The 22,080-nt window shown below is 40.2% G+C and carries 16 protein-coding genes; 11 read left to right on the forward strand and 5 right to left on the reverse strand.

Annotated elements, in window-relative coordinates; translation table 11 throughout:
- Positions 1–8 precede the first annotated feature (8 nt).
- The 6 genes from BV902_RS06450 (at position 9) to BV902_RS06475 (ending at position 5,345) form a co-directional block, all read left to right on the forward strand.
- Positions 9–413 (forward strand): hypothetical protein, encoded by a 405-nt coding sequence (locus BV902_RS06450; protein WP_075991222.1) that lies wholly within the window; start codon positions 9–11, stop codon positions 411–413.
- A 173-nt stretch (positions 414–586) separates the two neighbouring features.
- On the forward strand, positions 587–1,468 hold the full coding sequence (locus tag BV902_RS06455) for a DUF3347 domain-containing protein (protein WP_075991223.1): 882 nt from the start codon (positions 587–589) through the stop codon (positions 1,466–1,468).
- Between the two features lie 11 nt (positions 1,469–1,479).
- Positions 1,480–1,911, forward strand: a complete 432-nt coding sequence (locus BV902_RS06460) for a hypothetical protein (protein ID WP_075991224.1) — start codon at positions 1,480–1,482, stop codon at positions 1,909–1,911.
- A 12-nt stretch (positions 1,912–1,923) separates the two neighbouring features.
- Positions 1,924–2,589, forward strand: a complete 666-nt coding sequence (locus tag BV902_RS06465) for a DUF3347 domain-containing protein (RefSeq protein WP_075991225.1) — start codon at positions 1,924–1,926, stop codon at positions 2,587–2,589.
- 4 nt (positions 2,590–2,593) lie between these two features.
- A complete protein-coding gene (locus BV902_RS06470) occupies positions 2,594–3,058 on the forward strand; it encodes a DUF2231 domain-containing protein (RefSeq protein WP_075991226.1) in 465 nt (154 codons plus the stop codon).
- A gap of 10 nt (positions 3,059–3,068) precedes the next feature.
- Positions 3,069–5,345, forward strand: a complete 2,277-nt coding sequence (locus tag BV902_RS06475; RefSeq protein WP_157625913.1) for a multicopper oxidase family protein — start codon at positions 3,069–3,071, stop codon at positions 5,343–5,345.
- A gap of 378 nt (positions 5,346–5,723) precedes the next feature.
- Here the strand turns inward: BV902_RS06475 and BV902_RS06485 are convergent, their stop codons facing one another.
- Together BV902_RS06485 and pdxR are read right to left on the reverse strand one after the other, a co-directional pair.
- Positions 5,724–6,722: a beta-ketoacyl-ACP synthase III gene (locus BV902_RS06485; protein WP_075991229.1), complete on the reverse strand. Its 999-nt coding sequence runs from the start codon at positions 6,720–6,722 to the stop codon at positions 5,724–5,726.
- 303 nt (positions 6,723–7,025) lie between these two features.
- Complete coding sequence (gene pdxR / locus BV902_RS06490; protein ID WP_075991230.1) at positions 7,026–8,459, reverse strand: MocR-like pyridoxine biosynthesis transcription factor PdxR; 1,434 nt, start codon at positions 8,457–8,459, stop codon at positions 7,026–7,028.
- A 219-nt stretch (positions 8,460–8,678) separates the two neighbouring features.
- Here pdxR and BV902_RS06495 point away from each other — a divergent pair, with 219 nt between their 5' ends.
- Both BV902_RS06495 and BV902_RS06500 read left to right on the forward strand, forming a co-directional pair.
- Complete coding sequence (locus tag BV902_RS06495) at positions 8,679–9,836, forward strand: aspartate aminotransferase family protein (RefSeq protein WP_075991231.1); 1,158 nt, start codon at positions 8,679–8,681, stop codon at positions 9,834–9,836.
- Positions 9,837–9,971: 135 nt separating this feature from the next.
- On the forward strand, positions 9,972–10,385 hold the full coding sequence (locus BV902_RS06500) for an NUDIX hydrolase (RefSeq protein ID WP_075991232.1): 414 nt from the start codon (positions 9,972–9,974) through the stop codon (positions 10,383–10,385).
- Positions 10,386–10,399: 14 nt separating this feature from the next.
- On the opposite strand, the gene BV902_RS06505 is transcribed toward BV902_RS06500, so the two are convergent.
- From BV902_RS06505 to BV902_RS06515, 3 genes are all read right to left on the reverse strand, one after another.
- Positions 10,400–10,927: a hypothetical protein gene (locus BV902_RS06505; RefSeq protein ID WP_075991233.1), complete on the reverse strand. Its 528-nt coding sequence runs from the start codon at positions 10,925–10,927 to the stop codon at positions 10,400–10,402.
- Between the two features lie 112 nt (positions 10,928–11,039).
- Complete coding sequence (locus BV902_RS06510; RefSeq protein ID WP_075991234.1) at positions 11,040–12,818, reverse strand: AsmA-like C-terminal region-containing protein; 1,779 nt, start codon at positions 12,816–12,818, stop codon at positions 11,040–11,042.
- 14 nt (positions 12,819–12,832) lie between these two features.
- A complete protein-coding gene (locus BV902_RS06515) occupies positions 12,833–14,212 on the reverse strand; it encodes an AsmA family protein (protein ID WP_172840650.1) in 1,380 nt (459 codons plus the stop codon).
- A gap of 128 nt (positions 14,213–14,340) precedes the next feature.
- On the opposite strand from BV902_RS06515, the gene BV902_RS06520 reads away from it, so the two are divergent.
- The 3 genes from BV902_RS06520 (at position 14,341) to BV902_RS06530 (ending at position 22,080) form a co-directional block, all read left to right on the forward strand.
- Entirely contained in the window at positions 14,341–15,735 is a 1,395-nt protein-coding gene (locus tag BV902_RS06520; RefSeq protein WP_075991236.1) for a sensor histidine kinase, read from the forward strand.
- A gap of 563 nt (positions 15,736–16,298) precedes the next feature.
- On the forward strand, positions 16,299–18,722 hold the full coding sequence (locus tag BV902_RS06525; RefSeq protein WP_237241994.1) for a zinc-dependent metalloprotease: 2,424 nt from the start codon (positions 16,299–16,301) through the stop codon (positions 18,720–18,722).
- A 19-nt stretch (positions 18,723–18,741) separates the two neighbouring features.
- On the forward strand, positions 18,742–22,080 hold the full coding sequence (locus BV902_RS06530) for a SusC/RagA family TonB-linked outer membrane protein (RefSeq protein ID WP_075991237.1): 3,339 nt from the start codon (positions 18,742–18,744) through the stop codon (positions 22,078–22,080).

A 22,080-nucleotide genomic window follows, 5' to 3' on the forward strand; every position in this document is an offset into this window, starting at 1 on the left:
AATTCGTTATGTGGGCAAAACGCAATATCGTATTTATAATCTGTATGCTGGGGCTTTTTTTAGCACCCTATAGGTTATTTGCCTGCCACGAACCGTCCGAAAAGCCAAAACAGGAAGAACAATCCTGTTGTCTTGATGAAAGACAACAGGTAAAAGACGTCGGAACAGAAGATTGTTGTAAAGATGAAAGAGCTGAATCGCCAAAATCAGATCACCATGGGGATGACTGTGGTAAACATTGTGGCGAAAAATCATGCCGCACCTCCCTGCAATGTAATCCTATTGTTTCAGTTATAGAAGCTCAGCTTATTTTACCCTTGCATGCTGATGCATTAAACGCTTATGCGCGTTATAAACAACCTTATTGCGCAGATGCCTATTTTTCCATTTGGCAACCTCCTCAGATCGCTTAAAGTTAGACTGATAGCCCATGCTATGTCTTTTTGGATCGGTTTCTCTATCCAAAATCTCGTTTATTTAACTTATGAAAATCCCTTTGAATCTATCGGATTCAATACGCAAATACAGTAAATCGCTGTAGAAAGGTTTTTCGTCAGTATTCTTTTATATACTACATATCATAATCATGAGATTAATTTCATTACTTGGTTTGGTAATCCCTGTATTACTATCCACCCAACATACACATGCACAAATTAAAAATGCAAAGACAGCGACTGTAAAGATTTTTGGAAACACTCCGGCTGTTAAAACGATCATTGAAAAAGAAGGCAAGGACAGACAATTTGCTAAAGTTGACTGGAATCAGACAACCAAGCTAGCAGTTGTTACCTACGACTCTTCAAAAACAAGCGCGGATGAGGTCCTTAAGCGTATTGCATTGGCGGGGTTCGACAATGAAAAATTTCTGGCTCCAGATGATGCTTATATTCAATTGGCAAAAGCTGAACAATATGAACGAATCCTAAAACCAGCATTAAAAAATGGCACTGAACATCAGGTCGATCATACGAATCATAGCCAGGGCTTACAAACGATAATTCAACCTTCGGCGAGCACAAAATCAGCCGATGAAAAGACCGCATTTGCGCAGTTGACAAATCCTTATTTTGCGCTAAAGGATGCTTTGGTGAAGACGGATGCGGTGGTAGCTGCAGCTCAGGCAGAGGCATTTCAAGCAGCAATCAAAGCTGTCGATATGAATAAACTTAGCCACGATGAACATACCGTATGGATGAAGGTTATGGATAAGCTGGCAACCGATGCGGCAGGTATAACTAAAAATAAAGATGTGGCTAAGCAACGTGTGGCTTTTGCATCTCTTTCAACTACGTTGTATGAGCTTCTGAAGGTGAGTAAAGTGGATGGACCTATTTATTATCAGCACTGCCCCATGTTTAATGAAGGCAAGGGAGCGCATTGGTTAAGTAAGGAGAATGCCGTGAAAAACCCATTCTTTGGCGTACAAATGATCAGTTGTGGAAGTACAGTAGAAACGTTAAACTAATCGGCTGCGTTATGAATTATTTCCTAGCTATCCTATCGGTTGTTGTGTTGTTTTTAACAGCCTGTGGTAGTTCACAAACGAATACCAAAGCTGAAGATCGAATAGTTTCGACTGATCCTGCTATCAATTTGCCTGTACAGTCCGTTCAATACAAGGTAGGCGATCTTGTGCCTACAGCACAAGTTTGCATGGTGAATGATGCTTTTATGGGGAAAAAACAATTGCTGGTCAGACACGAGGGTAAGGATTATTATGGCTGCTGTGAAATGTGTAAAAAGCGCATACCCCAAGAAGCTGCGATACGTGTAGCCATTGATCCTTTTTCAAAAAAAGAAGTGGATAAGGCAACGGCTTCCATCGCAATTACCGGCGATCAGGGTGAAGTTTCCTATTTTGAAAACGAAGCAAACTATCGAAATTACATTAAAAATCTAAACCTATAAATACACTTAATTATGAAAAAGTTTATGCCAATTGTGGCGATCGCTCTGATATTCGTTGCATGCAAGAATTCAACATCGAAAAATACACATGCAGATCATATGGTCACTGTTGCTGCGGATACCGCAACGATAGCTGTCGACAAAAGCAAAGGCGATACCGCTTTGAATAAAGAAGAGACCGCTGGCGTAAGTAATACGGCAGCAAAAATAGAATCATCCACCGAGAAAGTTGATCTAAAAACAGCTAGCAATCCTTTTGCAGGCTTATACAGTGCCTATTTCGAACTGAAAGATGCATTGGTTAAGGATAATGGAGCTGCTGCACAGACAGCTGCGAAAGGAACCCAGGCTGCCATTGAAAAAGTTAATAGCAAACAATTAGATGCTGTTCAAGGAAAACTTTGGAAGGAATACCAACGGAAATTGGCTTTCGATGCAGAGCATATTGCTGGAATTAAAGAAAATGAACATCAGCGTGAGCACTTTGTGACCTTTTCCAAAAATATGTATGTGTTGATGAAATCTGTCAAACCTGAAGTTACGGTATATTATCAGCACTGCCCCATGTATCGTGATGGAAAAGGAGCCAATTGGTTGAGCACACAAAAGAAAATTGAAAATCCTTATCTAGGTCAGTCAATGCCCACCTGTGGATCTATCGTAGAAACTATACAATAAAACAGTGAAAAGCTTATTCGAAGGACTGCCTAGTCTACATCCGCTATTGGTGCATTTTCCGATTGTACTCTTGTTGACGGCGTTGATCAGTCATATAGGTGCCTTATTGTTTAAAAAACATCGACGTCCTTTCACTGTGCTGACTTTTGGATTGTTGTTATTGGGAACACTTGGAGCTTTTGCTGCAATTCAGACCGCAAACCATATTTCAGGCGATGCCGATGAAGGAGCCTTTGCGGTTTTTGAGATCCATCAACGTTTTGCCTGGATCAGCTTTTGGCTTGCAAGTGGCACAACGGTCCTGCATTTTGTTGGATTGCGGAAAGATACAGGTGCCTGGATAAACTATTTGATATTGATTTTGTTGATAAGTTTATCGGTGACACTATTTGTCACAGGACATCACGGGGCTAGACTGGTCTACCAATATGGCGTAGGACCGATGGGAAATGGAATACTAATCAATTAAATGAATGAACATGCGTAAAAAGAGTAATATATTAACGGTTGTTTTATTATTGATGACACAACTGACAGTGCTGGCCCAGAAAGTGGTTCGTCATGACCTTTATGTACGGGATACCATTGTCAATTATGCCGGAAAATCAAAACGGGCAATCGCTGTAAACGGACAGATTCCGATGCCTACCCTGACTTTTACTGAAGGAGATACGGCGGAAATTGTTGTTCACAATGAGTTAAAGGAGAGTACGTCGCTACATTGGCATGGTATTTTTCTGCCGAACAAAGAAGACGGAGTGCCACACCTGACGCAGGAACCTATAAAGCCGAATTCGACTTATACTTATCGCTTTCCGATAATCCAGCACGGTACACACTGGTATCATTCGCATTCCGGTCTGCAGGAACAGATCGGTATGTATGGTAGTCTTATTCTCAACAAGCGTGCAGATGATAAGACTTTTCGCAAAGGAATTGATGATTTACCCACGATTCCGGTCATATTGAGCGAATGGACAAATTATAACCCCGATAACATTCAGCGGATGCTACACACGGCCAACGATTGGGCCGCGATAAAAAAAGGCGCTACACAATCGTACGTTGAAGCTATTAAAGAAGGAAAGTTTAAAACTAAAGTTACGAATGAATGGAAACGTCAGCTGGCAATGGATGTCAGTGATGTGTATTATGATAAGGTCTTGATGAACGGGGCTCATTCCACGGATTTAAAATCGGTGAACGGTAAAGCTTTGAAAGCAGGAGATAAAGTGCGTTTGCGAATTTCCAATGGTGGTGCTTCGTCTTATTTTTGGCTGCGCTATGCAGGTGGCAAAATTACCGTTGTTGCCAATGATGGGAATGATGTGGTACCGGTGGAGGTCGATCGATTGATGATTGCCGTATCGGAGACTTATGATGTCGTTGTAACAATTCCAAATGAAGGAACAGCTTACGAATTTATGGCAACAACAGAAGATCGAACACAATCTGCAAGTTATTTTGTCGGAAATGGTATTAAACAGTTGATTTCTCCACTTCCCCGCCTTAAATATTTTGAAGGCATGAAGATGATGAACGATATGATGAAGATGAATGGGGACCTCAATGATATGGGCATGAAGATGAGCTTGAATCAGATGGATATGAATGTGGTGATGTATCCCGAAATTACAGGTGATGGAAAGAAAAAAGAAGATCACAGTAAACATAGCGGTATGGATCATGGACAAATGAAGATGGAAGAAGATCCCAATCGTTATAATGCCAATGCATTGGGCGATATTGTAACGCTAAACTATGCGATGCTGGAGTCTCCTCAAGCGACAGAACTGCCTAAAGAAGCGCCGATAAGAGATCTTAAATTTACGCTTACGGGAAATATGAGTCGTTATGTATGGAGCATGGACAATAAAATTCTCTCTGAAACGGATAAGATACCTGTAAAAAAGGGCGAGGTATTGCGCATTACCATCTATAATAATTCGATGATGCGTCATCCAATACATCTGCATGGCTTTGACTTTAGACTGTTGAATGGAAAAGGATCAAAAGCGCCATTGAAAAATGTGGTTGATATCATGCCGATGGAGACGGATACGATCGAATTCTTAGCAAATGAAGAAGGTGACTGGTTTTTTCATTGCCACATTCTGTATCATATGATGGCTGGGATGAATCGCGTGTTTGCTGTGGACGATTATAAAAATCCCAATCTTCCAGACAAAGCCAAAGCCTACAAGGAATTGCAAATGGAAAGTAATATGACCCATTTTATGGCGCAAAATGATTTTGCGACCAATGGAAATGACGGTCAGGCCATGTTTCAGAATGCGCGTTGGCAGCTTGGTTCCGAATGGCGATTAGGGTATAACGATATGCATGGCTATGAGGTGGAAACTCACCTGGGTAGATACTTTGGGAAGATGCAATGGTTTATGCCATTTGTAGGTTTTGATTATCGTTATCGCCGTATGGGGGAGGATGAACATGAGAAAAATATCTTTGGGCAGGCCAATAAAAAAGATAGTCGCAAAGCTTTGAGTATAGGTTTTATGTATACTTTACCTATGTTGGTCAATTTTCAGGCGGAGGTGTATCACGATGGTATTGTCAGATTGCAGCTGATGCGAGAAGATATTCCGATCGCTAGAAGAATCCGTGGTGATTTTATGGTCAACTCGGATCTTGAATATATGGCCGGACTAAATTATGTCATCACCAAAAATATGGCGTTTAGAACGCATTATGATAGTGATATGGGCTTTGGTGTGGGCCTGTCATTAAATTATTAAAGCGTAGATCTTATTTGAGTTAGGGGGCTTTGCACTACAAAGCCCCCTTTTCTTTTGTCATTAAAAGAGAGGATAAATGGAGGACATCTTCTTAAATGATACAAACTTTATTGGGACTTCATTGGAAATTAAATCGGACTTTAGGCGCTTTTATCCGAATGAGGTCCCTATAAGGTCCGTATAAGCTCCCTATAAACTCCCCATTATTTATTCCTTTCTTCTTCACGGTGCTGCCTGTAAAAAGAGGATAGGTTCGATTCTTCTTGCGCAATGGCGAACCTGTTTTTGGTAGCGGAAAATAAAGAAAAACCCCAGAAATAATTGCTTCCTGGGGTTTCATTTTAGTGTGAATTTATGACGACTAAAGTTTTTGATCGCTTAAATCATCCATTTAAATATGCTGGCTCCCCAAGAGAAACCTGCACCAAAGGCGGTTAACATGACTAAATCACCGGTATTTAATTTTTTAATATTTTGCCAGATACATAGTGGAATCGTGGCAGCAATGGTATTTCCTAGGTATTCGATATTACTTAACGCTCTATCTTCTGGTATATTAAGACTACGCCCAACGGCATCAATGATGCGCTGATTAGCCTGATGTGGGATTAACCAATTGATATCTTCAATCTGTAGGTTGTTGCGTTGCAAAACCGTATTACATGCATCGCTCATAGACTGAACAGCATGTCTAAATACAGTTTTACCATCTTGTTTCAGGAATCTGTTGTCGTTAACAGGAAGATTGCTGTCGATTGGATACAAAGAACCGCCGGCTTCAATTTTTAAAAATTCTTTTCCCGCTCCATTGCTACATAGATAGGCATCCATAATTCCACCTTCTAAAGATGGCTCAAGCCATATCACACCAGCGCCATCACCAAAAAGAATATTGGTTGAACGGTCTTTTAAATCGACATAAGTACTGATGTTGTCGGCTCCGACTACGAGTACATTTTTATAACGTCCAGTCTCAACGAGAGCAGAAGCCATATCTAAGGCATATAAAAATCCAGAGCAAGCAGCATTGACATCAAAAGCCCAAACATTGGTAAGACCTAATTTTTCTAAAATGATATTTGCTGTTGCCGGCATCGGCATATCAGGTGTAGAAGTCGCCACAATTAAGGCATCTACATCGTTCAGATTTTTATGATATTGTGTTGCCAAATCTTGTATAGCTTTTACAGCCATGTCTGATGTGGCAAGATTTTCATCTAAAATTCTCCGCTCCTTAATACCTGTGCGTTTGATAATCCACTCATTGGATGTATCGCAAAACTGCTCTAAATCTGTATTCGATCTTTTATTCGGTGGAATATATCCGCCAATACCAGTTATTGCTGCATATGGCCTGCTGGGTATTCTCTCAGTCATAAATTAATGTACTCTATTCTCTCTCTTTATATAGCTATCCTATTAGGAATTACTCGTGTGTTTTTTGCGCCGTAAAACTACGGTTAATTTATGCGATTAATAAGTGAAAAAGTTGATTTTTGACAAAATAATTACGTTTATCAGCATTTTTAACTGTTTTTTACGTATTGCCTATACTAATCTTTTAATCGGTCTTTATGGGGCGGAATTAAATATTGAATGCGCTTGTTTTTTCGAAATTTTAATCTAAAGAAGTTCGTCCAAATTGGAAAATAGTCTAGTTGCTTTTTGTGTTTCAAACCATTACGTGGAGAGTTTTGCCTGTTCCAAAAGTTCAGCCAAAATGACTATTCCTTCTTCGATCAATTCCTCTGATAAGGATCCGTAGCCAAGCCGTATTCCGCCAAAAACATTTTCTCTGCTGTAGTTTTCGGGATGCGGTATATCTACTGATCTTTCCTTTAATTTTTGGAATAAAAATGCCCAGTCGATTTGATGTTTAAAAGATAGCCAAACCGCCAATCCCCCTTGTGGAGAGGTGTAGTTCACATGATCCTGCAGATGTTTGTCCAATTGGGCGATCATAAAATCACGTTTCCTTTTGTAAAACTGTGTTGCTTTTCGGATATGTCTACGAATTGTTCCATCCTGAATGAGTTCCAGTACAGCTTGCTCCATAATATTGTCACCTTGGATATCGATGATGTAGCGAAGTTCGGTAATCTGCTGGAGCAACTGCTCGTTTCTCGTTGCAAGATAACCGATACGGAGTGCTGGTGCGACAACTTTGCTCAGCGTACCAATGTATACTGTATTGATCAGCTCCTGTTGTGAAGCGAGCGGATAATAGGGAACTTGTTCAAAATGAAATTCGTAGTCGTAATCATCCTCAATGATCGTGAAGTTATATTGGTTGGATAATGCTATTAATTGTGATCTCCGTTCTTTGCTTAAAGTGACAGTGGTTGGATATTGTCGATGTGGTGTAAGGTATAGCGCCTTAATGTTGCTCTTTTTCAATAAATGAGGTAGCAATTTTTCAACGATAAGACCATCGGTATCTACGGGAATAGGAATCAATTTCGCGCCGGCTTTTTCAAAGATCTTCCAGGCTGAATGGTATCCAGGGGACTCTACAAAGATATAATCATCGCGCTGCAATAGGCATTGGGCGACCAGGTACATGGCCATTTGGCTTCCACGACTGATGCATAGCTTATTTTTATCGATGTGCATGTTGCGTTCGATGTTGAGCATATTGGCGATTTCTTCACGAAAATCTAGATGACCTCGGGGATCGGCATATCCCATCATTTTCCAACGTGCGCTGCGTTTAAAAATTTGGCGATAAGCGCGTCCGAGCTGTTCTACCGGGGCAATCTTACTGTCTGGATTACCGTCATCGAATATAATACGTGTTGGAGGCTGAAGATCAGATAATTCGATCTTTTGTGCAACATATAGGTTCGAGCCATAAGGTAATTGGGCCGCTACAAATATACCTCTACGTGCTTGACTAACCAGCCAGCCTTCACTCAACAGCAACTGTATGGCATCAATTACCGTGTTTCGGTTTAATTTTAGTTGGGCTGCAAGAGATCTGCTACTCGGTAAGGCCGTTCCTTTCGGCAATCTACCTGATTGAATATCAGCAGCAATGTTATCCGCTATTTGGATGTAAATCGCTTTTGAAGAGGATCTGTCAATATCTATCGTTAAATTCCAAGGTCTAAGCATGAGGCTGTTGTATCGGGTAATTGTTCAAATATACAATTGTTCTGCAGGATTAAAATACATTCGATAGATGGCGCATGAGCAGTGCTGCGCTATTCTATTTAAGATGAGTTATTTTGTTTATTGCCTGTGTCGGCTGGACTAGGAATAAATAACCATCTTGGACTAGGAATGAAAGGGGATTTAAGTGGATTTTTGAGTTTTACTAATTCTAAGTCATTCATGAAACCATTTCCCGTTTTTGAGAAAGTTGATATTGCGATCGAACGAGCTCTTGGTTGCTTTGTCTATGATAAACAGCAGCAGGCCTATCTAGATCTCTATGGTGGTCATGCCGTTATTTCTGTTGGGCATAGCCATCCGCATGTTGTTGAGGAAACTATACAACAGATGAACAAGATCGGATTTTATTCAAATGCAGTTACAAACGATCTTCAGGATCGTTTGGCCGAACGCTTAGGCAGTGCCTGTGGTTATCCGACGTATGCTATTTTTTACAGTAATTCGGGAGCTGAAGCAAATGAAAATGCACTGAAGTTAGCTTCGTTCCATACGGGAAGGAGGAAAGTATTGGCGATGTCCAATGCGTTTCATGGGAGAACCTCAGCTGCGGTTGCGGCAACGGATATCCAGTCAATTCGTGCACCATTAAATGAAAGTGAACAATTTGTCTTTACACCTTTCAACGAGATCTCCAGTTTGAAAAAACAATTGGAAACGGAAGAATATTGTGCGGTCATTATTGAACCTATTCAAGGTGTCGGGGGAATTCATCGGGCAAGTACTAGTTTCTTACAGGAAGTAAGAGCAATTTGCACGAAAACTGGGACCATGCTTATTTTGGATGAAATTCAATGCGGTTATGGGCGCACGGGACTTTTCTTTGCACATCAGCATGCAGGGATAGAAGCTGATCTAATTACGGTGGCCAAAGGGATTGCAAATGGGCTGCCGATGGGGGCAACAATTATTTCGCCTAAGATAAAGCCGGTCATAGGGCAATTGGGAACTACTTTTGGTGGTAGTCATGTGATCTGCGCGGCAGCTCTGGCTGTACTTGATGTAATTCAAAAGGAGCAATTGATTGATAATGCCGCGGCTGTAGGTGAATTTTTGTTGACAGAATTAAGAAAAATTCATGGCGTGAGTGAAGTTAGGGGGCAAGGTTTGATGATTGGCGTAGAGTTTGAAAACGATATTCGACATCTGCGCAAAGAACTGCTGTTTTCTGAAAAGATTTTTACAGGATATGCAGGACGCTATACCCTCCGTTTATTACCGCCGCTTTGTTTTACCATGAATCATGCGGAGACTTTTTTGAAGAGTCTACGGAAGCATGTGCTCAAAGAGAAACTAGCCCATGATGTTTCGGGATATTGATTAGCCTCTCTATTGATTTTGTGCAAAGTTTTAATGAAGGATTCTCCAAATTAGCTGTCGCGCTTTGATAAATGTCGTAAAAGAAGTAATTTCACATCTAGCGTATTTAATCAGTAATAGCTTATAATACATTTCATGACAACAACAAAATGTTTGCCTACAGCGGGTTTAGTGAGTATTAAGGAAGATAAATTATTATTAGCGTATAGCAACAATAGAAAGGCATGGTATCTGCCGGGTGGAAAGATTGATGCGGGGGAGGAAGCCCTGCAGTCCCTTCGTCGAGAGATTTTGGAGGAGCTAAATATCAATCTGGATCCGGATAAAATATCCTATTATTGCCATGTTACAGCCCCGGCATACGGGCTTGTGCCAGAGGTTATCATGGAACAAGATTGTTTTCTGTATCCATTAACAGAGCAGATCGAACCCAGTAATGAGATTGGTGCCGTTCGTTATTTTTCACAGCAAGAGTACCAGGAAGAACCGATCCAGGTCATTGGCGTTTTGCATGTGTTTGACAAGTTGAAGGCTGACGGATTGATTTAAAAACCCTGTCGCTACTAGATGCCGTAGCCTTCATTGAGACAGCTTATACCTTTTGTGTCTTTTAAAGGTATAATTTTCTGGCTTTTGGTATCCATACGCCATGCCTTGACGATTTTGTCGAAATATTCTTTGCTTTCATCGACCCGGCTAATGGCTATAATTTCACTGTTTGGTTTGTCTCCTTGCTTGCAGTTGCATAAGCTAAGCTGCTCGTTGGACTTCAGTTTTTGGATATTGATGGTATCCAAAATCTTGTATTTGACTTTACCTTTGCTATCATCGGGTAACAATTCCTCTAAAATACAAACACCATTTTTGGCATTTGTAAAATAGCCGGCAGCAAAGCGATAGTCCCCCTGTGTATTCTTGTCGGTTTCAATAAGCGCGCCAGTTGCGTAGGTATAAGATTTTAATTCAGCAATTTCATTGATCTCACGGAATACTTTCCCATATAAGGGGTTTTTCTGATCGTTAACGGTATTGAAACTGGACCAACTGCAGATGGATAGAACCGCAATCGGTATAATTAGTATATATCTCATAGTTTTCAACAATTAAAAACGTTATTAAGTTAACAAATCTTTCTGTTAACTTAATAACGTTTTTAATTGAGCACTATTGTGTCGACTGAATTTACTAAAACTAATTGCGCGTTTATTTAGCTTGTGTTTCTTGCACTTTTTGAGATTCTTTATATACTTTACTGTCCTCGTCATCCATGTCCATGTCGAGATCCTCTTCTTTGTATTTTCCCATTTTTAAGTGAAAGTTGTCTGGAGTACCCGTAATTCGCATAGGTATCCCAAAGATTCCAAAAGGAGGTAAGCCCAGTCTAAAACCTAGGTTCATACGTCCGTCTAAGGTCACTTGACCTTCAAAGCGAGGCCTGAATCCCATCATTCTCATTTTCGTGCGTTCGATGGTCATCACATTATTTTTGATATGGGATTTAATAACAACTTTTTTTACTTCGCCATCCTTCAATTTTTCTTTGGAAGTAGATTGACTAATTCCATTGAGTAATTTGAAGCCTCTGAACTTAATCTGATTTAGCGTTAAGGATCCCTCGCCGACGATAGAAGGCATTACTGGTTGCATATTGCCATTCAATAGGCCACCCAATTTGTAATCCAATGAAACAAGACCATAAGCATTTTTGGCAGAGCTAACCATTTCCCTGAACATCGGTATCTCTTTGTAAGCGCGTTGAATATCAAAGCTGTCGGCTTTCACCGCATAATCAAAACTTGCTCTACGTGGATTTATGGGACGATAACTTCCGTTCATATCTACTTTCAGTCCCGCAAGTTCAAAGTTTGTCTTATTAAGTGTCATCTTACCTTCTTTTACCTGTAGGTCTCCTTTGAAATCTTTGATATTCATTTTGTTATATGATATGGCGTTGATAAGCCCTAAGACCTGAACGTCCAAATTTTTGGGGAGAAGAACTACACCGCTTTCGGAGGAGCTTGCTGTTGTAGACGAACTAGGGCTGGCAAAAACCATGAAATCATCCACATTGATTTTCTTGCTGCTGAGTGTAAATTGACCTTTTAACGGTGCTTGACTACTTGTCGCATAATTAATAATATTGTTGAGGTATCCTTTGATGGAAATATTATTCTTAGCATAGGCAACCAGGAATTTATCGAAATTCATTTTCTCCTGATTAAAACTGAAGTTCCCACTTCTAATTGCAATAGGCTGTGGAAGCATGTCGGATTGAACTTGGATATTTCCAATACTTAACCGACCGCTATTTTGGAGTCGGTTATAATGACCATTGGTGGCATCACTCTGTAAGCCTTTTAAACTGAAATCTGTATAGATAAAGCCATCGACATTGGTGCCATCCAATGCAAAGAGTTTATAAATAGGGCCGAGATTGAGCTTACCCTTGGACTGTATGTTGTATTTGATGTTATTGAAGTTCTTGAGGTCTGCATTCAAGAAAAAAGGTTCACCCGCAAATGTAAATGATACCGGTAGGATTTTGACATTCAGATCTCGAAGTGAACCTTTTTCGCTATTGACAAAAGCTTCGACCTGAATATTTTCCATCGGGATAGGATAATCATTTGATTTGATTAACCCATTCTTCATGACGATAGACGTATTGGTTTCGGGAAAAATGTTTCGTTTGAGATCCACATAACCTTTTGCTATCAGGTTGACATCCACCAATCCTGCCAATTCGACTTGTTTAATTGGGTAGAAATTTTTGATATCTGCTAAATTAAATGATGCCTTTAAATCCGAATTGACTGCAATTTTATTAAAATCTGTTATTGAAATAAATCCTTTTATATAGTTGTTAAGTGCTTGAACAGAAATGTCATGGATTGCTATTGACGCACTTTTTAACTGGCCATCGGGATCCTTTGCTTCCAGACGATAAGCAATTTTGTCCAATCCCTGTGGGAGCTTAGCCAATTTAAATTTACCATCTACGAGTGTATTTTGATATCAAAAGTAGGAATGGATGCGACGTATTCCTGTTCGCGTTTTTGGAGTCCTACCTTACGAATAGCTTTGGCGTATGTTCCGTCGATTTTTGCGTCAAGATTCCATTTCCCACCGAAAGAAAAATCGGGAAAATGTAGCGAGGCATGGAGTTTATCGAGATTAAGATCACTTTTTATGTTGGCATGCACGGTTACAGGGTGTAAACCCGCAATGTTGCCCTGTGCATTGAAATAGCCTGAAGCAACTTTAAAGTCAAATTGTTTAAGATCAATTTGTAGTGAGTCTGGATTCAGTGCCGGTAAGTCTATCCGTAATTTTGCATTCCAGTCCGTTAGCGGATTGGTGGATTGTTTATACGCGAGAAAGCCATTGTTGACCATGAGCCCAAGTGAAAGATTAGGCATTTTGTTGTTGTCGACAATATAATCACCTTCTAGATTAACAAAAACCTCAGATGTACCTTTCACGGAGAGGTCCTTGATCCAAGAAGCATAGCTATTTGGGACTAATGAAAGTAATTCGGCCAAGGTGCTTTCCTGTGATTTTAATTTAAAATCTAGGTGATAACCATGGGAAATAAAAGACAACAATCCACGGAAACGAACTGGTAATTGATTTATTTTAATATCATTTCGTTCGAAGACGAAGGATAACGTATTGGTATTGATCCGTGTTAGCAAATTGGCATCGATCGACTTTTTGTCCACATATAGTTCGTTGTCAAAAGAGAAGGAGAAAGATGCAATTTTTGCACGTGTGTTCAAGTCAAAAATATTTGACATCAGATCTCCCTTACCCTCATATTCGAGATCTTCTGCCTCTATCTGAAGCGGAATGGAGCGGTCTTCATAATGGAGATTTGTTTTTTCAAGTTTAATTAATTGAAAAGCCAAAGCGCTACTTTCTGCATTATCTTGTGTTTTTGTTGAATCTGACGGGGTGGATTTATAAATAGAATAATTGGCATTTCCCAAAGAATCAACCAAGATGTTGATCTTTCCGCTGTTCACGATAAACTTGTCGATGACAATTTTAGATTTGAGAAGACTCATAAGGTCCACGCCAAAACTGACTTTTTTCGCGGCAAGCAGCGTATCGTTTTTAAAAGGCTCGGCCCCTTTTAGTAAGACATCATCCATCGATGCAGTAAGCAAAGGGAATTGATCAAAGAAGGTTAATCTTACCTTTGAATAATTTAACTCACCAGTAATATGCTCGTTTACGAGTGATTTGACCTTGCTATTGACTTCATTTTCGAATATATAGGGAATAGATAATATGCTGATAACGAGTAGTACGATGATGCTTGTAAAAACGATAGCGATACGTTTCACAACTTTTATAAATGTTGCTTTTGACACTTTGTAATTTTTTGTGGTTACAAAAATCAGAAAATTATTATTAATCTTTATTAAATGCCCCATTTATTTTGGTTAGCTCTTGGAATATGTCGTGTTTCATTGACAAAAGGCTGGGTTAGAGCTTTCTTATGAACTTGTTTGCTAAAGCTTTGAAAATTTTGATGTATTTTTGCGCCGTGAAATTTCGATTTAAAAATGCCGAACAGAAAAATAGTATTATCCTGATTGTCTGTTTGTTGTTGCTGCTGCTGGTAGGAGGGGGATTGCTCGGTGTTATCCATCATAAAGTTGATCGTCTTAAGAAAAGAATATTGATCGATTTTGCGGATGAGAATATGTTTCTTGTCAAAAAGCAATTGGAATTGCTACAGCAGGATCTGTACCTTTCTGAGAAAAAAATATTGGAACAACCCACGTTTGATTCAAAGGAAAGTGGTGATTCCTTATTGGTCATTATCCCGGTTGGTCAACCTGATTATATGAGCGATAGGATGCTAACATTGTTACGGACACGAACAATAAATCATCGGCTATATCATATCTATATGGATATCGAAAAGCTGAATGCTTACTTTGCAAAGCTCAATTTCGGAAGGCGGGCTTATTTTGAGATCTATGATGACCGCGGCATCTGTGTGTATTCTCCCGATAATCGAAAGTGGGGAAAGAGAAATACTGCCGCTGTGTCAAAACAGGGGCAAATTGTTCAGTCAGATTTTCTGCAGCTGGACGTGATGGTTAATTCCTATCCCTGTAACATTCTGTTTGTTGGTGGCGAAATCAAGGTGTATGTTCTCTTGTTGAGTATCGAAGAGGAAATTCAGGAATTGTTGACCTATAGTATCTTGCTCGGTGTAGGGTTGATGTTGGTGGCGATGGTATTGATCTATTTCAATGTTATGGAGCGACGCAAGATTCAACAATTGAAATTGTTGGCCCTGAAGCAGGAAAATGAATATACGCAGATGCGTCTTGTACAATTGCGACAACAGATCAATCCACATTTTCTCTTCAATACATTTGGGTCGCTTCAGTACCTGATCGGAAAAGACGATGAACTGGCTAAGTCTTTTATTGGAAAGATGACCAAGGTTTATCGTAAAATGTTGCGTACAGATGAGGCAGAATGGTCTACACTAGGGGAGGAACTGGAATTGGCCAAAGCCTATTTCTTTTTGCAGCAGGTGCGGTTCGGCGCGGCATTGCAGGATATGGATATAAATATTCCAAGAGAATTATTAGAACAGAAAATTCCACGTTTGGGTTTGCAAATGCTGATTGAGAATGCGATAAAGCATACACGCATTTCGAAAGAGAATCCGCTTACTATTCGTTTAATCTATATACCCGAAACCAACCTGCTGGAGGTTAGCAACAACTGGCAGCCCAGACAGGGAGCAGAGCTTGAAGGTGAGGGGTACGGGCTCAATTATTTGTCATCCATCTATAGTTACTATGCCATGGCAGGTTTTCATTTCGGGATAGAGTCGGGGCAATTTATTGTGCGATTACCACTCGCATAATGCTGTATATGAATAATGAAATTGGAGGTGTCTACGTATTCATGTTTTTATAGTGCGTGTTCATCACTCTGAATTGCGTGTTCATCCCTTTATGTATTATTCTGTACAATATTTTTAACAAATTTGGCTCTTAATCCAGCGGTTTTAGTTTGTGATTAGCCTAATCTTATCCCATAAAATGCCAAGGTCTTTATAAAGTGCAACTTATGATTGACCTCCATGGAATAGATGCAATTACTTTCTGATACAGAATCCGAAGCTAAAACAGGCTTAGGATCAACAATGGATATTCGGTTGATGTTACGTCGTCACCAGTAAAAAACAAATAGAATGCCACGAGCTCATTTATGCCTTTGAAAGCGAGCTCAAAAATAATTATTTGATGAAAAACACTTATACTAAGCTAGCCATTGGTCTTTTATTTTCGGCGGGTCTAATGCAATCTTGTTCATTATTGCAAACAGTAGGTTTAAGAAAAAAAAGAGACGGTTACTTCTGCCAAAGATTCTACGGCAAAGAAAGATTCTACAGCTGCATACGACAAATTGTTGAAAGATGCGCGTGTGGATAGTGGAATGTTTACTGTGATCCGTAAAGAAAACAACTACTACTTTGAAATTCCATTGAAAAAGATGGGGCAAGATATATTGTTGATCCAAAAGCTATCTTCTGTACCGTTGGCCTTGAATGAGGCTGGGGTAAACAAAGGGATGAATTATGAAAATAAGGTCATTCGTTTTACCCATCGTAAAGAGAAAAAAGAAGTGTGGGTTTCGGAGATTAAACCGCAGGTCGAAGTACCTAAGGGTGACGCAATAGCCGCTTCGGTATATGATAATTATCGTCCTTCTTATATTGAATCTTTTAAGATTGAAAACTATTCAAAGGATTCAAGTGCCGTGGTGATCAAAGTCAATAAAGTATTTGACGGTTCAGAAAAAAGCTTTACGGATGTGTTTACGTCTTTGGGTTTGGGAACTTCACCTAAAACGAGTATATCTACCGTTGAAGACATTAAATCCTATGCGAATAATATCGTTGTGAAGTCTGTATTCTCTACCAAGGTCACTGAAGGTAATGAATCTGTACCGGTTTCTTTAGAAATTACAAGTAACCTTTACGAATTGCCTGAAAATCCTATGGTTGCGCGCTTTGCAGATCCAAGAGTAGGTTTCTTTACTTCACCACGTTGGTATTTTAATGATAAACAACAGGAACTGGATAAGAAAAATCTAGTCAATCGCTGGCGTTTAGAACCGCGTGACGAAGATAAAGCGCGGTATCTGAAAGGGGAGTTGGTCGAACCAAAGAAACCGATTGTCTTTTATTTAGATCCGGCGACACCAAAACAGTGGCGACAAGCGATCATCGATGGAGTTCATGATTGGCAGGTTGCCTTTGAAGCTGCTGGTTTCAAAAATGCAATTCTGGCCAAACAACAGCCGGATAGTGTCAAATTTGATCCCGATGATGCGAATATTTCCTCTATTGTTTATGCAGCATCTGCTCAGGCTAATGCCATGGGACCTTCAGTGGTCGATCCGCGCTCGGGGGAGATCCTTGAAGCCGATGTGATCTGGTGGCACAACGTCATGACGATTTTAAATAGCTGGATGCGTATACAAACAGGTATAGTAGATACATCGGTACGATCCAATGTGTTTTCGGATGAAAAAATGGCACATGCCATTCGCTTTGTTTCTTCCCATGAAATTGGCCATACCTTGGGTCTTATGCATAACATGGGCTCCTCGGCAAGTTTTCCTGTTGATTCATTGCGTAGTAAAAGCTTCACCACCAAAATGGGGGGGACTGCTCCTTCAATTATGGATTACGCTCGTTTCAATTATGTGGCACAACCCGAAGATGGTGTGGAACAGATTACTCCCGTGATCGGTGCTTACGACAAGTATGCCATTGGCTGGGCTTACCGTTGGTATGGCAAAACGCAACCTTGGGATGAAATTCCTTTGTTGAGAAAGGAAATTGACAGCCATGTACATGATCCTATTTACCATTACGGTGAACAGCAAGATTCTAAAAATATCGTTGATCCGCGGGCTCAATCGGAAGATCTTGGTGACGACGCGATGAAAGCTGGTGAATATGGCATGCTGAATCTGCGTCGTATGATGCCTAATATTATCAACTGGACCACTAATGTAGGTGATGATTACTACCGTGCCGGTAAATTATATATGGGTGTAGTCGGACAATGGTACGCGTATGCTGACCATGTCTTAAATAATATTGGGGGTATATACCTGGAGAATGCTGTTTTGGGCGATCAAAAAGATGCCTATAGTCCAGTACCAAAAGACAAACAAGTACGTGCTTTGGAATACCTCAAGAAGAATGTCTTTTACATGCCTGAGTGGTTGTTCGTCCCAGAGCTGATGGCAAAAACTTTTCCATTGAAAGATTCACCAATAGGACCATTTGAGTATGCTCCTTATAACTTACAACGTGAATTTCAGTATGCCATGTTGTATAAACTGGTCAACGATGAACGTTTGCTGCGTATGGTTGAGATGGAAAATCTTTTTGGAAGTAGAAAAGCATGGAGTGCACCTGAGTTTCTAACTTCTGTACGTCAGACGATCTTTGCTAAAACCATCAGTGGACAATCGTTGGATCTTAAAACACGGATGCTACAACAAAACTATGTGGATGTTCTGATGGTATCTACAAACAAATCCATGGAGAAATTAAATGCGAAGAAACTGGCAGGCATTGAGCAGCTAGTTGAAGCGACACAACCTGATCTATGTTTACATCCGCAACATGCATCCTCTTCACAAACGGGACTTCGGAATGTACATGTCACTGGCATGATACGTACTTCCGATATGTTGACCTATAAACGTGCTGAACTATATGAGATCTACCAGTTGTTGAAACAAAAGCAGCGGACAGGTGACGCGACTACAAAATCGCATTACATGGATCTTTTACTACGTATTGCAAATACCTTAGAATTAAACTAATATATTAACATCTACCAAAATGAATAAGTTTTTAATACCGTTGACCTTCATGTGTGTGCACGTTGCGCATGCGCAGGAATCCAGGGAACTGAAAGGAAAGGTTTTGGATGCGGTCACGTTAAAACCAGTCGTAGGGGCGACGGTTGTCGTTGAAAGTTCGGCAGTAGCAGAAGATATCGGTGTACCTAATCAGGTGCAGCAGTCGGCATTGGGTTCATTGACCGATGCCGCTGGTGAATTTCGCTTAAAAGTGCCTAGTAATTTAAAATATGTAACGATTAGCTATGTCGGGTACCAGCGTATTCAGGTGCCGGTATTTCAGGATCATAAAACAATCTTGCTTCAGCCAAGTGGTGAGTCCTTGGATGAAGTGATCGTAACAGGTTATACGGATATCAAAAAACGTAAGAATACGACGGCTTACAATAAAATCAATGTAGCGGACATCAAACAGACGGGGGTTGCATCGATCGATGAAATGCTTGCTGGTCAGGTGGCAGGTTTGCAGTTGAGCAATTTTAATGGCGGCCCCAATAGTGCTCCACAGATCCGTATTCGTGGTACTGTATCACTCAATGGCACACAAGATCCCTTATGGGTGATTGACGGACTGCCGATTGAAGGTACGGCAATGCCAAACCGAATAGAGAAAGATGATCTTAATAGCTTGACAAATCTTCCTATTGCAGGCATCAATCCCGATGATATCGCCGATATTACCGTTTTAAAAGATGCTGCGGCGACTTCAATTTATGGTGCCCGGGCCGCAAATGGGGTCATTGTGATTACCACAAAAAGAGGTAAATCTGGTCCCGCAAAATTGCAGGTGTCAGCAAATACCTTTGTGACGCAACGTCCGGATTTCGGTAAACTCAATCTGATGGATGCTAATGAAAAAGTGAATTTTGAGTTATTGATGGCCAATCGTACGGATCTCAATTATCGTACGGATAAGGGCGCTGTTATGCGGATACTAAATAAAGCAAATGCATTGGATGCTTATCGCACCGGTGGTTTAGCAGCTTTATCACCGGAAGTACAGCAGTCGATCAGTCAATTGCGCACGCAACAAACGAATTGGGGGAATGAATTATACCGTCAGGCGGTCAATCAACAGTATTCCGCGTCTATTTCAGGCGGTAATGATGGGCATCGCTATTATTTGTCAACAGGTTTGTACGATGAAAAAGGTGCTACAAAAGCGGTAGATCTTCGTCGTTATTCATTGACATTAAATAACGATTTTACAATCAACGATCGGTTTAAAGCTGGTATTAATATATTAGGATCAGTTTCGAATAGACAAAATCCGATTCAGGATCGTGATGCTTTCACGAACCCAAGTTATTATGTGCGTTCGGTTAATCCATATCTTTCAGTTTATGATCAATCTGGGAAATTTAACTATGATCCAGATATCGAGGGCTTTGAAAGAGATACTTATATCCCATTTAACGCAATTGAAGAGCGTGATAATACCAAATACACGTTAACAAATAAAGCACTGAAAGCAATCAGTTATTTGGAATACGCTATTTTACCACAGTTATCCCTGAGAACAGAGCTTGGTTTGCAATTTGATGAAAATAAAACTGAAAAATTTGCAGATCAGGAAAGTTATAACACCCGAAAATTGCGTGCTGCGACCCGCTACTACGATGCCGCCAGCAAGACAAATAAGTATTTTTTGCCTACTGGTGGGACAATAGAAAATTCCAATAATAGCGTTTTCCAATACAATTGGAAAACTTATTTAAAGTACAACAAAACCTGGAACGATCGCCATGAGCTGGAATTGATGGGAGGAACGGAACTGAGACGGAGCAAGAGTGAAATCGTAACAACGAAGGGATTCGGGTACAATCCGGCAACATTGACGACGCAAACACTTGTTTTTCCAAATAGCAACTACCAAAATGACTCAAGGTTTGTACAGTATAAAAAAGGATTTGTAGAAAGCTCATATGCCTCGTTCTATGGGAATGCGACCTATACTTTTGATCGGAAATACAATGTATATGCAAGTATTCGACAAGATGGTTCTAATATGTTTGGTGTTGATCCCAAATATCGTTTTCTACCGATTTGGTCTGTTTCGGGATCATGGAATGTGCTAGAGGAAGAGTTTATTAAAGGAAAAACCGCTTTGTCTGATCTCCGAGTGCGCGCGTCTTACGGTACGCAAGGAAATATTGATCGCAATACTTATCCTTTTATTGTTGGTTTTTATAATAACATTACCATGTTGCCAGGAAATAATGAAGGAACTGTATTTGTTGAGATGCCTGCTAATGATAAACTTCGCTGGGAAAAGACCCAATCTTATAATGCTGGGATTGATTTAGGCCTATGGAAAAACAGATTAAATATTACGGTTGATTATTATAACAGAAAGAGTACCGACTTAATCGATTATAGTGCAATACCTTTGGAAAACGGTTTCCAAAACGTAAAAGTTAATTGGGCCTCAGCAAGAAACCAAGGCGTGGAATTGACGATATCAAGCCGTCAGATCCAAACGGATAAATTCTCCTGGTCAACGGACTTTAATATTGCACACAATAGTAATAAATTATTAAAAGTACTCGCTGATCCAAAAGCCTATGCGCTTGAAACACAGGAAGGGCGTCCAATTAATGGCCTATACGTATTGGAAACGGCTGGTTTGGATAAAGATGGGGTGATGCAGTTCAGAAATCAGGATGGATCCGTTTCGAGCTTTGAACAGTTTTTTGGATTATATGATCCATGGGCGGAGTTTTTGCCAGGTTATATTTCGCAAACCGATATGACCGCTGCAGAATACCGTTCTAAATTTAAATACAAGGGTAGTAAAGATCCGAAGTTTATCGGCGGAATGACCAACCGTTTCCGTTATGCTAATTTTGATCTCGCAATCTCTGCTGTGTTTAATTTGGAGCGTTGGGTAAGCCGTACACCGACTTATAATCCGGCTCTGGTAGACCGTGGTCAGAATTATACAACAGATCTTTTGAAGGCACTGCAAGAGGGTGGTAATATGCCTGCTTTGGGAAGCATAAGTTCTGAATTCAATGATCGCTGGATGGCCTATGCTTGGTTGGAAAGCAATGATCCAATTAAATCATTCAATCTCTATGATATCTGGGCAAAGAAAATGAGCTATGTCCGCATCAATAGCATTCGTTTAGGTTATACACTCCCTGCTGCATTAAGTAAAAAAATTGGTACAAGCAATTTACGCGTGAATGTAGAAGGACGTAACCTATTTGTCTTTGGAGCAAATTATGACGGATATTTTGATCCTGAAACTTACGGTAATTATTATGCACAACCGATCAGCAAGTCTTTTGCCTTCGGTCTGTCAGCGAGTTTTTAA

Source organism: Sphingobacterium sp. B29 (assembly GCF_001952815.1).
In the GTDB taxonomy this organism is placed as follows: domain Bacteria; phylum Bacteroidota; class Bacteroidia; order Sphingobacteriales; family Sphingobacteriaceae; genus Sphingobacterium; species Sphingobacterium siyangense.

What these genes read in the sequence shown, in the direction of transcription:
- BV902_RS06450 (WP_075991222.1), top strand. Translation starts at nt 9, where the DNA reads ATGTGGGCAAAACGCAATATCGTATTTATAATCTGTATGCTGGGGCTT.
- BV902_RS06455 (WP_075991223.1), top strand. Translation starts at nt 587, where the DNA reads ATGAGATTAATTTCATTACTTGGTTTGGTAATCCCTGTATTACTATCC.
- BV902_RS06460 (WP_075991224.1), top strand. Translation starts at nt 1,480, where the DNA reads ATGAATTATTTCCTAGCTATCCTATCGGTTGTTGTGTTGTTTTTAACA.
- BV902_RS06465 (WP_075991225.1), top strand. Translation starts at nt 1,924, where the DNA reads ATGAAAAAGTTTATGCCAATTGTGGCGATCGCTCTGATATTCGTTGCA.
- BV902_RS06475 (WP_157625913.1), top strand. Translation starts at nt 3,069, where the DNA reads ATGCGTAAAAAGAGTAATATATTAACGGTTGTTTTATTATTGATGACA.
- BV902_RS06485 (WP_075991229.1), bottom strand. Translation starts at nt 6,722, where the DNA reads ATGACTGAGAGAATACCCAGCAGGCCATATGCAGCAATAACTGGTATT.
- pdxR (WP_075991230.1), bottom strand. Translation starts at nt 8,459, where the DNA reads ATGCTTAGACCTTGGAATTTAACGATAGATATTGACAGATCCTCTTCA.
- BV902_RS06495 (WP_075991231.1), top strand. Translation starts at nt 8,679, where the DNA reads ATGAAACCATTTCCCGTTTTTGAGAAAGTTGATATTGCGATCGAACGA.
- BV902_RS06500 (WP_075991232.1), top strand. Translation starts at nt 9,972, where the DNA reads ATGACAACAACAAAATGTTTGCCTACAGCGGGTTTAGTGAGTATTAAG.
- BV902_RS06505 (WP_075991233.1), bottom strand. Translation starts at nt 10,927, where the DNA reads ATGAGATATATACTAATTATACCGATTGCGGTTCTATCCATCTGCAGT.
- BV902_RS06520 (WP_075991236.1), top strand. Translation starts at nt 14,341, where the DNA reads ATGAACTTGTTTGCTAAAGCTTTGAAAATTTTGATGTATTTTTGCGCC.
- BV902_RS06530 (WP_075991237.1), top strand. Translation starts at nt 18,742, where the DNA reads ATGAATAAGTTTTTAATACCGTTGACCTTCATGTGTGTGCACGTTGCG.